Raw genomic sequence first — 13,705 nt, 5'->3', positions numbered from 1 at the left:
CATGGCCGCAGAGAGTTCAGCCAAGACCTCCAGGCGTATCTCGGAGGCAGACCGGCCGCATTCGGACCGCGTCCCCTTGCGCCAGGCCCTTTCCATGGTGACACCACTGGGATGCTGGATGGTCACGGTCACGGTCATCGCCGGTCTTGGCCTGGCCCTGGTCGGCTGGACCGAGCTTCTGGCCTTCCTCCTGGCCGGTGTGACCCTGGTGGCCACCGGTCTGGTCATGAGCATGGGGAACCTGGGCTGCCGGGCGGAACTCGACCTGGACCAGACCCACCTGAGCGTGGGCCAGGAGTCGGAACTCTCCATAACCCTGTCCAATCCGGGCAGGCGCGCCACCCGCGGCGGCAGAATCGGCATCCTGATCGGAAGCGAGCCCTCCTATCTGGCCCTTCCGGCCCTCTCGCCCGGCCAGTCCGACCATCTGCACCTGAAACTTCAGGCCCTGCACCGCGGCACCATCCCTGTGGGCCCGGTCACCATGGAGACCGGAGACCCCTTTGGCACCATCCTCAGGCAGCGGATCCTGGCGGACGGGGACCAACTCTATGTTCATCCGAAAACCGTTGACCTGACCCCGATCACGGCCGGACTGCAACGGGACCTGGAAGGGCAGGTCGCTTCGGGAATCGTCGATGACGACCTGGAATTCCACGCCCTGCGCGCGTATGAACCCGGGGACGACATCAAGCGCGTCCACTGGCTTTCCACAGCCAAGACCGGCTCCCTGATGGTCCGCCAGTACGAGCCGACCCTCCGCACGGACACAGTCCTATGGATGGATACCGACCCGTCCTCGTATTCCAGCGCCGAGGAATTCGAACTGGCCGTCAGCATCTTCGCCTCCCTGGGGGCACGATGCCTCCTGGACGGCCGCCGTCTGGTGGCCATGGCCCCCCGCGACTTGACAGGAAACCGGTCTGACTCCCCTTCCGGCATACGTTCCACTGACCCCGTGCATGGTCGACGCACCCAGGAAACCGACATTCTCCGCACCGACTTCCCCCGCGCCTTCCTGGATGATTGCAGCTCCATCCTCCCGGTCGAGACGCCCTCGGGAGAAGGCCCCGACCAGACTTCGGCCGCCTGGCTCGACATGATGGAGACCCAGGTTCCCGATGCCTCCCTGATCCTCCTGGTCTCCGGTTCCCAGACCGATCAGCAGGCAACCCAGACCATGACCGCGGGGGTTCCCGAATCCATCCAAACCATGGTCCTGAACGCCGCGCGAGGAGAACAGCGCTCCATCCAGGGCCAGGGAAGACTGACCCGAGCCCGCCTGGCAGCCCTGGAGGATCTCCCCCTGATCATGGAGACCCTCGCATGAGGACCACCACGACCTGGCAGGCCCAGCCGGCCCCCTCGCCGGTCCATGTGCTTTGGCGAAACCAGCCGATGCCCCTGGAGGGCTCCAGGAGCCGTGCCCTGGGTCTCCTCTCCACCCTGGCCCTGGTACCGCTCAATCTCCTGGCCGCGATCCAGCTGCTCCCCGTGTACGGCGACCTTGCAGGATGGCTCCTGGTGGGGCTCCTGGCCAGCCCGGCCGGAACCCTGATCGCCCTGACCTGGTCCCGCCATGCCCCACGCCCTTGCATCCAGGCCGGGTTGCTGGTGCTGGCCCAGTTCGTCCTGGGCCCGATCATCACCCTGAACGGCACCACCATCCTCCATCTGCTGCCCACCACGCAAACCCTGATCCAAGGGTGGACGGCCACCTTCGGCTCCTTCAAGGCCCTGGTCGCAATCGACCCCCCACTGGGCTGGGAGGCGGGCGGTTTCATGGCCCTGTGGACCCTCCTCCTGTGGACCTCATTCCTGGCGGCCTTCCTGGCGCGGATACGCCCCTACGACCGGCCCAGGCGGCCTGACGGCAGGATTGACCCCGCCCCTATCCTGGCCACCCTGCCGATACTCATCACCATGTCGGCATCGGCCCTCCTGGGCACCAGCCATGGATGGCACCCTGAGATCATGGGATGCTGCCTGTGGGTCCTGCTTCTTCTCTGGGCATCCTGGCGTCTGCACCTGATCCAGTCCGGCAGACCCCTTGCCAAGGCCCTGACACTGGTACTGACCCTGGGCATCGCCCTGGGCGGGACCCTCCAGGTCCCTCTTGACCGCCTGGTTCTCCGTGACCGCTACCAGCCCCCGATCGACCCCTGCCAGTTCACCAGCCCCCTGAGCGACTACCGGTCCTACATCAAGGACCACAAGGATGACACCCTGGTCACCGTACACAACCTGCCGGCCGGCACCCCAGTCCGGATGGCCGTCATGGACCGGTTCGACGGCAAGGTCTGGAATCTCTCCGACAGCGCCACCCCCGGGCAGTCGTCCGATTACCGGCGTATCGGCAGCGCCGTCTCCCCCAGCCGGGATGACGGGGGTGACACCAACCGGACCCAGGGCCCGACCTTCAAGGCCTTGTTCACCATCCACCAGGGATTCGGACGCTCCTGGCTGCCCACGGCCGGTCAGGCCTCCTCCATCAACCCCGGCAGGAATCTGAGCAGGGAGGACCTCTACTACAACAAGGGAACCGACTCCGCCCTCTCGGCGACCCCCCTGGGCGCCGAGACCACCTACACGGTCCAGGGGACCCTGAACGTCAGACCCGACCGGGAGGCCATCAGGAACAGCCAGGTGGGAGCCGCACAGGTCCCCCAAATCTCGGACCCCCCGGATTCCCTTCCCCAGGCGGCGGCCCTGATGACCTCCCTCCAGGACAAGCCCGGCACCAGGGCCCTGGCCATCGAGACAAGACTCCACCAGGACGGCTGGTTCTCCCATGGCCTGGAGGGTGACTACCCCTCCCCCTCCGGACACGGGGACTATCGGGTCAGCCAGCTCCTCCAAGCCCAGGCCATGGTCGGCGACAGCGAGCAGTACGCCTCCGCCATGGCCCTCCTGGCCAGGCAGATGGGACTCCCCTCCCGGGTCGTCCTGGGTCTCATCCCCAAGGACAAGCAGGGAGACATCAGCAAGGCCCGTACCCGCCAGGACCCCGATGGCGGCACCACCGTGGACTTCAGGGGCGGGGATGTTGAGGCCTGGGTGGAAATCAACCTGGCGGGCCTGGGCTGGGTGCCCTTCTACCCCACCCCCCAGGAGACCAAGACACCGGACAAGAACCTGAATCTGACCCCGCCCAACCCCAAGACCCTGGTCAGGCAGCCACCGCCTCCCCTGGTCGATCCTCCCCGTGATGACCAGCGCACCAACGGCAGGACCCGAGTCGGCGGTCAGGATGCCGACCAGACGGCAGGGCCCTCCCTCTGGACACGATTCGGCCCCCTGGTCGGGAGGGTCCTTGCCTACTCCTCACCGGTATGGGGTGTGGCCCTGCTGGTTCTGGCCATCCTGGCCCTCAAGGCCTGGATCCTGAACCGTGCCAGAACGAAGGGTTCCGCCGAGGAACGCATTGAACAGGGCTGGAGGCAGGTCGGCAACCTGGCCTGGCAGTCGGGGCTCAGGCCCCAAGGAACCCGAAGGGAGCAAGCCCGGACCATCGGACGGGACCTCCTCGGCCAAAGCACGTTCAAGGCGGGACGAGACACCGACAGGGACAAGCTGAATCGGCTCTGCACGCTTGCCGACCGGGCCACCTTCGACAATCGCCGCGTATCGGACCAGGATGCACTTGAATACTGGCGCCTGACCGATCAGGTCCGCCGGTCCATACTGGTGGGCCTCCCCCGGTCCAGGCGCTGGAGGACGAGGCTCTCCCTGCGTCACCTCTTCTGAATCCCATCCGGGTTCAGATTCCGACCACACCCGAACAAGACCAGGGGTCCCGTCCGGCATGGTGCCGGACGGGACCCCTGAGTCATCCACCCCTGGCAGGGGGTGGATCTCAACTCACCGAATCATTGATTGGCATCCTGGTCCGAGGAGGAGAAGGTTGCCGCGGTTCCCTGGTCGCCCGTCGAATCATCCCGGGAGGCATCCTGGTCGGTGCCGGGCTGGTCCAAGGACCGGCCGGCATCGCCATCGACCGGAACATCCCCGTTGGCGTCCACGTGGCCCTGGCCACCCTGGTCGTTCAGGAAGTCGTCCGGGTTGAAGTCGTCGCCCAGCTTCAGGTCCCCGAAGTCGATGTTGGAGAAGTCCACATCGTTCAGGTCGGCGTCGCTCAGGTCCACACCGTCGCCACCCAGCCCGAAGTTCGGGTAGATGGTGTCGCGAATTGCCTTGTCGGGCTCCACGGTGGCGTTGCGGTACCTGGCCAGGCCGGTGCCTGCCGGGATCAGCTTGCCGATGATCACGTTCTCCTTCAGGCCCTTCAGGTCGTCGACCTTCTGGTTCAGGGCGGCCTCGGTGAGGACGCGCGTCGTCTCCTGGAAGGAGGCGGCGGAGAGCCAGGAGTCTGTGGCCAGGGAGGCCTTGGTGATGCCCATCAGCTCGGGGCGGCCGGCGGCGGGCTTGCCACCGGCCTTGACGGCCTTCATGTTGGCGGCCTTGAACTTGGCCTGGTCAACCAGCTCACCGGGCAGGAGGTCGGTGTCGCCGGAGTCGATGACCGTGACGCGACGGAGCATCTGGTGAACGATGACCTCGATGTGCTTGTCGTGGATATCCACGCCCTGGGAACGGTAGACCGTGTGGACCTCGTTGACGATGTTCACCTGGGCCGCACGCGGTCCGAGGATGCGCAGGATCTTCTTGGGATCCACGGAACCCTCGATCAGCTGGGTGCCTGCCTCGACGTGCTGCCCATCCTTGACCAGCATGGGGGCGCGCCTGGTGACCGGGTAGGTCAGGGCCTCGACGGAGTTGTCGTCCGGGGTCAGGGTGACCTGACGGCCGCGGTCGGTGTCCTCCACCTTGACGGTGCCGGGGAACTCCGCAATCGGGGCCTCGCCCTTGGGGGTACGGGCCTCGAAGAGCTCGGTGACACGGGGAAGACCCTGGGTGATATCGGAGGCCGATGCCACACCACCGGAGTGGAAGGAACGCAGGGTCAGCTGGGTGCCGGGCTCGCCGATGGACTGGGCGGCCACGATGCCCACGGCCTCGCCCACGTCCACCAGCTTGTTGGTGGCCAGGGACCAGCCGTAGCACTTGGCGCACACGCCGCGGGTGGACTCGCAGGTCAGGACCGAACGAGCCTTGACCTCCTCCACACCATGGGCGACCAGGTCACGCAGGACATCCATGGAGAGGGCATCACCGCGCTTGTAGAGCACGGTCTTGCCGTCGGCCGGGTCGACCACGTCGGAGGCCAGCAGACGGGAGTAAGGACCACCGTCGGCGGCCTTGACCAGCACCAGGTTGCCCTGGTCGTCGCGCTCCGCCACCTGCATGGGCAGACCACGCATGGTGCCGCAGTCCTCCTCACGCACGATCACGTCCTGGGAGACATCGACCAGACGACGGGTCAGGTAGCCCGACTCTGCCGTACGCAGTGCCGTATCGGCCAGACCCTTGCGGGCGCCGTGCTGGGAGATGAAGTACTCCAGGACGGACAGGCCGTCGCGGTAGTTGGACTTGACCGGTCGGGGGATGATTTCGCCCTTGGGGTTGGCCACCAGACCTCGCATACCGGCGATCTGGCGGATCTGCATCCAGTTGCCACGGGCTCCGGACTGAACCATGATGTTCACGTTGTTGTCCGGGGTGAAATGCTCCTGCATGGCGTCCGCCACCTTGTCGGTGCACTCGGTCCAGAGGTTGATCAGCTCCTGGCGACGCTCCTCGTCGGTCAACAGACCCATGTCATACTGGGAGTTGACCTTGGCGGCCTGCCCCTGGTAGTCGTTGACGATATCGGTACGCTCCGGGGGCACCACGATGTCCGAGAAGGCCATGGTGACACCGGACCACTGGGCCCGGGTGAAGCCCAGATCCTTCAGGGCATCCAGAGTGGCCGCCACCTGGGCTGTGGAGTACCTGGTCGCGATGTCATCGACGATGCCGGCGAGCTTGCCCTTGGCCACCTGCTCGTTGATGAAGGGGTAGTCCACGGGCAGGGTCCCGTTGAAGAGGACACGGCCGTAGTTGGTGGCGAAGAGCCTGGAACCGTCCTTGAAGACCTCCTCCTTGACCACGTCGGGGCTGCCGGGCTCGGGGTCGACGACCTTGAGCTCTCCGGGCTCCCAATCATTGGGCATGACGAAGTCCTCGGGCACACGCAGCAGGACCTTGGCCTGCATGTCGATCTCACCCAGGTCCAGGGCCATACGGGCCTCGGCCAGGCTGGAGAAGATCCGCCCCTGGCCCTTGGCCCCGTCAACGGCGGAGGTCAGGTAGTACAGACCCAGGATCATATCCTGCGAGGGCATGGTGACCGTGTGGCCATCGGCCGGCTTGAGGATGTTGTCGGAGGCCAGCATGAGCGAACGGGCCTCGGCCTGAGCCTCTGCCGACAGGGGCAGGTGGACAGCCATCTGGTCGCCGTCGAAGTCGGCGTTGAAGGCCGCACATGCCAATGGGGGCAGGTGGATGGCCTTGCCCTCGACCAGGATGGGCTCGAAGGCCTGGATGCCCAGACGGTGCAGGGTGGGTGCACGGTTGAGCAGGACGGGATGCTCGGAGATGACCTCCTCCAGGACACCCCAGACCTCGGCATCGCCTCGGTCGACCAGACGCTTGGCGCTCTTCATGTTCTGGGCGTAGTTCAGGTCCACCAGGCGCTTGATGACGAAGGGCTTGAAGAGCTCCAGGGCCATGGGCTTGGGCAGACCGCACTGGTGCATGCGCAGGGAGGGACCGACCACAATCACGGAACGGCCTGAGTAGTCCACGCGCTTGCCCAGCAGGTTCTGACGGAAGCGGCCCTGCTTGCCCTTGAGCATGTCGGCCAGGGACTTGAGCGGACGGTTGGAGGCCCCGGTGACGGGACGGCCACGACGACCGTTGTCGAAGAGGGAGTCCACGGCCTCCTGGAGCATGCGCTTCTCGTTGTTGAGCATGATCTCGGGGGCACCCAGCTCGATCAGCCTCTTCAACCTGTTGTTGCGGTTGATGACGCGACGGTAGAGGTCGTTCAGGTCGGAGGTGGCGAAACGGCCACCGTCCAGCTGGACCATGGGCCGCAGGTCGGGAGGAATGACCGGGACGACGTCCAGGACCATGGCCTCAGGCTTGTTGCCGGTGTTCAGGAAGGCGGAAACCACCTTGAGCCGCTTCAGGGCCCTGGCCTTGCGCTGGCCGGAGCCTGAGTCGATCTCGTGACGGAGCTCCTTGGCCGCGCCCTCCAAATCGAAGTCCTGCAGGCGCTTCTTGATGGCCTCGGCCCCCATGCAACCCTCGAAGTAGTCGCCGTAGCGGTCCTGCATCTCCCGCCACAGGTCCACGTCGCCTTCCATGTCTCCGGGCTTCAGAGCCTTGAACCGGTCGAAGACCGCCGTGATCCGCTGAATCTGGTCGTCATAGCGCTTGCGGATGGAGGTCATGTCGCGCTCTGCGCCGTTGCGCAGGCGGGACTTGAGGGACCCCTTGGCCTCGTCGGACTTCTCCAGCTCGGCCAGGTCCTCTTCCAGCTTCTTGGCGCGCTTGTCGATCTCCAGGTCGCGCTTCTTCTCCAGCTGGGCGACCTCGGTATCGAACTCGTCCTGGAGGTCGGGCAGGTCCTGGTGACGCTGCTCGTCATCCACGCTGGTGACCATGTAGGCCGCGAAGTAGATGACCTTCTCCAGGTCCTTGGGGGCGATGTCCAGGAGGTATCCCAGTCGGGAGGGCACACCCTTGAAGAACCAGATGTGGGTGACCGGGGCCGCCAGCTCGATGTGGCCCATGCGTTCACGACGCACGCGCGAACGGGTCACCTCGACCCCGCACCGCTCGCAGACGATCCCCTTGAACCGCACGCGCTTGTACTTGCCGCAGGCGCATTCCCAGTCGCGGGTGGGTCCGAAGATCTGCTCGCCGAAAAGGCCGTCCTTCTCGGGCTTCAAGGTACGGTAGTTGATGGTTTCGGGCTTCTTGACCTCGCCATAGCTCCAACCGCGGATGTCGTCGGCTGTGGCCAGTCCGATTCTCAGTTTGTCAAATGCATTGACGTCCAGCACTCTATGTCCTGTCTCTGATCTTGTAACTGCTGTGAAGTTTCCGTCTTGGTCAGGTCCCCTGGGGGCCGGTGCCTGACGGCCGCCGGCCACGGGGGATCATATGGACACGCTGACTCAGCGATACTCCGGCTCGGGGGCCGACTGGTCGGCCTTGGCCGAGGCATCCGGCCGGGCACCGATGTTGAAGCCCAGGTCGTTGGACGCGGCGTTGGGGTCGTCGTCCTCGTCCTTCATCTCGATGACGTTGCCCTCGGCGTTCAGGACCTCCACGTTCAGGGAGAGCGACTGCATCTCCTTGAGGAGGACCTTGAAGGACTCCGGGATGCCAGCCGCCGGGAGGTTCTCTCCCCGGACGATGGCACCGTAGGCCCGCACACGGCCATCCACGTCGTCGGACTTGGTGGTCATCATCTCGTGCAGGGTGTAGGCGGCACCGTAGGCCTCCAGGGCCCATACCTCCATCTCCCCGAAGCGCTGGCCGCCGAACTGGGCCTTGCCGCCCAGCGGCTGCTGGGTGATCATCGAGTAGGGGCCGGTGGACCGGGCGTGGATCTTGTCGTCCACCAGGTGGTGGAGCTTGAGCATGTACATGTAGCCCACGGAGATCGGCTTGGTGAAGGGCTCACCGGTGCGGCCGTCATAGAGCACGGCCTTGCCGTCGTCGCCCACCAGGCGCTCACCGTCGCGGTCGGGCAGGGTGGTCCTGAGCAGGCCGTTCATGGCGTCCTGCCGCACACCGTCGAAAACCGGGGTGGCCACGGCGGTACCGGGATCGGCCTTCTCGGCCCCTGCCGGGATGTGTTTCTTCCACTCGTTCTCCAGGTTGGGGTCCAGGTTGATGTCCCATCCGGAATGGGCGATCCATCCCAGATGGAGTTCCAGGACCTGCCCCAGGTTCATGCGCGAAGGCACGCCCAGGGGGTTGAGCATGATGTCGATCGGGGTGCCGTCGGCCATGAAGGGCATGTCCTCTTCGGGCAGGATCCGGGAGATGACGCCCTTGTTGCCGTGGCGACCCGAAAGCTTGTCACCCTGGGTGATCTTACGGTGCTGGGCGATGTAGACCCGGATCATCCGGTTGACGCCGTTGGGCAGCTCGTCGCCGTCCTCCTCGGCATCCTCTCGGGTGATCTCCTTGACCTCGATGACCGTGCCGGTCTCACCGTGGGGCACCCTGAGGCTGGTGTCGCGCACCTCGCGGCTCTTCTCGCCGAAGATGGCCCGCAGAAGACGCTCCTCGGGGGTCAGCTCGGTCTCGCCCTTGGGGGTGACCTTGCCGACCAGAATGTCGCCGGCCTCGACCTCGGCGCCGATGCGGATGATGCCGCGCTCGTCCAGGTTGGCCACGGCGTCCTCGCCCACGTTGGGCAGGTCGCGGGTGATCTCCTCGGCGCCCAGCTTGGTCTCACGGGCGTCGGTCTCGTACTCCTCGATGTGGATGGAGCTGAGCGTGTCGTCCTGGACCAGGCGCTGGGAGATGATGACGGCATCCTCGTAGTTGTAGCCGTTCCAAGGCATGAAGGCCACCAGGAGGTTCTTGCCCAGGGCCATCTCGCCCTTCTCCGTGGCGGGGCCGTCGGCCAGGACCGAACCGGCCTCAACCCGCTCCCCGTCCTTGATCAGGGGGACCTGGTTGTAGCAGGTGGTCTGGTTGGAGCGCTGGAACTTGGCCAGCTTGTAGGAGGACTGGGTCCCGTCGTCGTTCATGACCCGGATGATGTCGGCGGACACGTAGGTGACCACGCCGGGCTTCTCGGCCAGGATGACGTCGCCGGAGTCGATGGCGGAACGCCACTCGGACCCCGTGCCCACCAGGGGCCTCTCGGACTTGACCAGAGGGACGGCCTGACGCTGCATGTTGGTGCCCATCAGTGCTCGGTGGCCCTCGTCGTGCTCAAGGAAGGGGATCAGGGAGGCGCCCACGGAGACCATCTGCCTGGGCGAGACGTCCATCAGGTCCACCTGGGAGATCGGAACATCCTTGGCCTCGGCCTCGGCGTCACGCACCAGGGCCTCATCCTCGACGAAGTGCCCGGTATCGTCGATCTCCTGGTTGGCCTGTGCGATCGTGTGCTCGGCCTCCTGGTCGGCGGTCATGTAGACCACATCGTCGGTCACCTGGCCATCCACCACCTTGCGGTAGGGGGTCTCGATGAAACCGAAGGGGTTGACCCGGGCGAAGGTGGCCAGGGAGCCGATCAGGCCGATGTTGGGGCCTTCAGGGGATTCGATGGGGCACATACGTCCGTAGTGGGAGGGGTGCACGTCGCGCACCTCCATGGAGGCACGGTCGCGGGAGAGGCCACCTGGGCCCAGGGCCGAGAGACGACGCTTGTTGGTCACTCCGGCCAGGGGGTTGTTCTGGTCCATGAACTGGCTCAGCTGGGAGGTTCCGAAGAACTCCTTGATGGTGGCGTTGACCGGACGGATATTGATCAGGGACTGGGGGGTGATGGCCTCCGCGTCCTGGGTGGTCATGCGCTCACGGACCACACGCTCCATACGGCTCAGACCGGTGCGCAGCTGGTTCTGGATCAGCTCGCCCACCTGACGGATGCGGCGGTTGCCGAAGTGGTCGATGTCGTCCACGTCCACCCGCAACTCGATGTCCTGACCATCGCGCTTTCCGGGGAAGGTCTGGTCGCCTGCGTGCAAAGTCACCAGGTACTTCAGGGTGGCGATGATGTCCTCGGGATGGAGGCTGCGGTCGTTGTAGTCGGCCTCCAGGCCCAGCTTGCGGTTGATCTTGTACCGGCCCACACGGGCCAGGTCGTACCGCTTGGTGTTGAAGTAGAAGGAATCCAGCAGGTTCTTGCCGGCCTCGGGCGAGGCGGTGTCGGCGGGCCGGATCTTCCGGTAGAGATCGGTCAGGGCCTCATCCTGGGTCTCGATGGTCTCCTTCTCCAGGGCATCAAGCACCAGGGGGTATCCCTTGAAGGCCTTGCGTATCTGGGGCTTGGTCATGCCGATGGCCATGAGGAAGACAATGGCGGACTGCTTGCGCTTGCGGTCGACACGCACGCCCAGCACATCGCGCTTGTCAATCTCGAACTCCAGCCAGGCACCACGGCTGGGGATGATCTTGGCCCCGAAGACCTCCTTGTCGGAGGTACGGTCCGGGGTGCGGTCGAAGTAGACACCCGGGGAACGGACCAGCTGGGAGACGATGACCCGCTCGGACCCGCCGATGATGAAGGTGCCGTGGGGGGTCTGCAGGGGGAAGTCGCCCATGAAGACGGTCTGCGACTTGATCTCGCCCGTGTCGCCGTTCTCGAACTCGGCGTTGACGTAGAGGGGTGCCGAGTAGGTGTAGTCCTTCTCCTTGCACTCCTGGACGGTGTGGCGGGGCTCCTCGAAGTATGGATCCGAGAAGGTCAGGCTCATGGTCTGCGCGAAGTTCTCGATGGGGGAGATCTCCTGGAAGACCTCATCCAGCCCGGAAACCGTGGGGACGGTGTGGGTCCCGTTGACCTCGTCCTCCTCGACCCGCTTCTTCCAGCGCTCGTTGCCGACCAGCCAGTCGAAGCTGTCGGTCTGGACGCCCAGCAGATAGGGCACCTCGATGGGTTCGCGGATGGAACCGAAGTTCACACGATCCGTTGCCTTGTGCAGCTTGATCTGATCCTCATCAGCGCGTGCGTATGTAGTGGTGGTACTTCTTGCAGCTTTATTGGCAGCCAAAATGGACTTTCCTTATCGCTCGCCGTACTCGATAATTCCTGTTTCCCTGGGAGACACCGAACGGCCGCCATATGCCTATTCGCGGGCATCTCCTCGATGATGCATGCCCGCTATATGACACACCTCATACAAAGAGTTAACTATACAGCCGATAAGGCCTTGACACAAGGGCGTGTCGCCCTTATGCGGGATGTTCACCGACAGCCCAAGGGCAGGCAGGCGGACGGATTCGGCGGCCAGCAGACGATCAGGTCACTGGACCATGACCGGCACCACCTGGGACTTGACTTTCTCGTTGGACTTCAGAACCAACTGTGCCGAGTAGGACCCGGCGTTGACCCTGGGCAGGTTTTCGTCAGGCTGGCACCCCTCCTGGCTGGCGTCCGCGTTCCAGGTAATGGTCTGCACGTCCTTGTCTCCTCCGGCCATCAGGAGGGAGCGGGGATCGGAGGGGCAGGAGTCCGATCGCCAGACGTTCTGGTCCCCGCTCCTGATGATAAGGACCCTGCCGGCGTTCGACCCGTCGATCAGGCAGGAGCCGGTACCCTTGTAGCGCATGGTCGCAGTGAAGTCGATCGACCCGCCCACCCCGGTGGTCGGATCGGGCGCGCTCAGCTCCAGCTCCACATCCGCAGGTCCACACTTCTTGACCCGCGGGGCCTGGGACCGGGCCTTCGCCTCTTCTTTCCCCTCGGCCTTCCTTGCTGAAGCCTTGCCCTCCTCGGACTTCTTCCCGTTTCCGGACCTGGCCTCCTGGGAGGTGGTGGCCTTGCCCTCAGCCGATCCGCCACGTAGAGCGCGGATGCCCACACCGACACCCCAAACGATCCCCGCACAGGCGAGCAGGAGGACCAGGGCCAGGATGGCGGCGACGATCCGACGGCGCCGGTATATGCGCTGCTGCTGCTTGCTGATCTTTCGTTTGGCCATGCTGACAATCCTAAACCAGGAATCCTCCTATTCAGGCAGCTTCAGCGAACCATCCTTCCCGATGACCAGAAGACCGTCCTCATCCAGGGAAGCGATGCACAGATCCAGCTGGATCCTGTCCTGGCAGACCTCCTCCACCCGGACCCGGCTGATCCGACCTTTCTCGGATTGGCGAAGGGCCTGGAGGATCTTCCCCCGGACCTGCCGGTTGGTCCCGGCAAAACGCTGGCGGGGTCGGGTCCGCTTCATGCCCAGGTCGGGCAGACCGGCCTCGAGGAAGCGGCAGTGATCGGCCAGGGGGCAGATTCGGCAGGCCGGTTTCCTGGCCGTACAGACCGTAGCCCCCAGCTCCATGAGCCCCTGGTTCCACTCGGCCGAAGCAGGCTCCCGCCAGGCGGTTGGACGGGCCTGCTCGTCCGCACCCCCCAACCGGCCGACCAATCCCCCATCCCCGGTGCCACCGGACGATCGGGCCTGCGGATCATCCTCCGGCAGGACGCTCCGAGCCAGTTCACGTTCGGCACTCGTCGTGGAACCCCCCAGGGATTCGATGCCCAGGAAGACCCGGGAGAGCACCCGACGGATATTGGTGTCGATGACGGCTATGCGCTCCCCATGGGCGAAGCTCATGACGGCACTGGCCGTGTAGTCGCCGATACCGGGCAGGTCGACCAGCTCCTGGTAGGTCCGGGGCAGCCGATCATCGTATTCCCCGCTGACCACCTTGGCGCATTCCCGAAGGCGGAGGGCCCGTCGGGGGTAGCCCAGCCTCCCCCAGGCCGTGATGACCTCGGCCTTGCCGGCCCCGGCCAAGGAGGCCGCATCGGGCCAGGTCTCCATCCAGTCCGTCCAATAGGGCACCACCCTGCTCATCTGGGTCTGTTGGCTCATGACCTCGGAGACCAGGACCCCCCATGGGGTGGTCCGGCCGAACCGCCATGGCAGATCCCTGGCGTTGCGCTCCCACCAGGAAAAGAGCCGGAGCCGTATCTGCTCGACCGATTCCGCCCGGTTGTCCTCCACGAGCCCCGCCTTTCCTTGCCCAATCCGATCAGTGCCCCCAACACCATACAACCGTTGGC

At 65.1% G+C, this 13,705-nt stretch carries 6 protein-coding genes; 2 read left to right on the top strand and 4 right to left on the bottom strand.

Annotated features, from left to right (window positions below; translation table 11 throughout):
- Nucleotide 1 precedes the first annotated feature (1 nt).
- Both AACP59_RS08235 and AACP59_RS08230 read left to right on the top strand, forming a co-directional pair.
- Complete coding sequence (locus tag AACP59_RS08235) at nt 2–1,330, top strand: DUF58 domain-containing protein (protein ID WP_339350665.1); 1,329 nt, start codon at nt 2–4, stop codon at nt 1,328–1,330.
- The gene (locus AACP59_RS08230) at nt 1,327–3,747 is read left to right on the top strand and encodes a transglutaminase TgpA family protein (RefSeq protein WP_339350663.1); all 2,421 of its coding nucleotides are present in this window, start codon (nt 1,327–1,329) and stop codon (nt 3,745–3,747) included. Before AACP59_RS08235 ends, AACP59_RS08230 begins: the two co-directional genes overlap by 4 nt.
- Nucleotides 3,748–3,869: 122 nt before the next feature.
- Here the strand turns inward: AACP59_RS08230 and AACP59_RS08225 are convergent, their stop codons facing one another.
- The 4 genes from AACP59_RS08225 to AACP59_RS08210 all read right to left on the bottom strand — a co-directional run bounded on the left by AACP59_RS08225 (nt 3,870) and on the right by AACP59_RS08210 (nt 13,646).
- Complete coding sequence (locus tag AACP59_RS08225) at nt 3,870–8,012, bottom strand: DNA-directed RNA polymerase subunit beta' (RefSeq protein ID WP_297316270.1); 4,143 nt, start codon at nt 8,010–8,012, stop codon at nt 3,870–3,872.
- A gap of 114 nt (nt 8,013–8,126) precedes the next feature.
- Nucleotides 8,127–11,693 carry a DNA-directed RNA polymerase subunit beta gene (gene rpoB / locus AACP59_RS08220; protein ID WP_339350661.1) on the bottom strand — a complete coding sequence of 1,189 codons (3,567 nt, stop codon included), beginning with the start codon at nt 11,691–11,693 and terminating at the stop codon, nt 8,127–8,129.
- A 252-nt stretch (nt 11,694–11,945) separates the two neighbouring features.
- Nucleotides 11,946–12,623, bottom strand: coding sequence for a hypothetical protein (locus AACP59_RS08215; protein ID WP_297316268.1), 678 nt, complete (start codon nt 12,621–12,623; stop codon nt 11,946–11,948).
- 27 nt (nt 12,624–12,650) lie between these two features.
- The gene (locus AACP59_RS08210) at nt 12,651–13,646 is read right to left on the bottom strand and encodes an iron-sulfur binding domain-containing protein (RefSeq protein ID WP_297316267.1); all 996 of its coding nucleotides are present in this window, start codon (nt 13,644–13,646) and stop codon (nt 12,651–12,653) included.
- Nucleotides 13,647–13,705 lie beyond the last annotated feature (59 nt).

Origin of the sequence: Bifidobacterium indicum, assembly GCF_036987015.1 — a bacterium.
Lineage (GTDB): Bacteria > Actinomycetota > Actinomycetes > Actinomycetales > Bifidobacteriaceae > Bombiscardovia > Bombiscardovia indica.
The sequence above is the reverse complement of the archived record's forward strand: the minus strand, read 5'-3'. Positions and strand labels throughout refer to the sequence as shown.

Bases quoted from the DNA above. Each gene is read 5' to 3' on its own strand.
- AACP59_RS08230 (WP_339350663.1), top strand. From the start codon at position 1,327: ATGAGGACCACCACGACCTGGCAGGCCCAGCCGGCCCCCTCGCCGGTC.
- AACP59_RS08215 (WP_297316268.1), bottom strand. From the start codon at position 12,623: ATGGCCAAACGAAAGATCAGCAAGCAGCAGCAGCGCATATACCGGCGC.
- AACP59_RS08235 (WP_339350665.1), top strand. From the start codon at position 2: ATGGCCGCAGAGAGTTCAGCCAAGACCTCCAGGCGTATCTCGGAGGCA.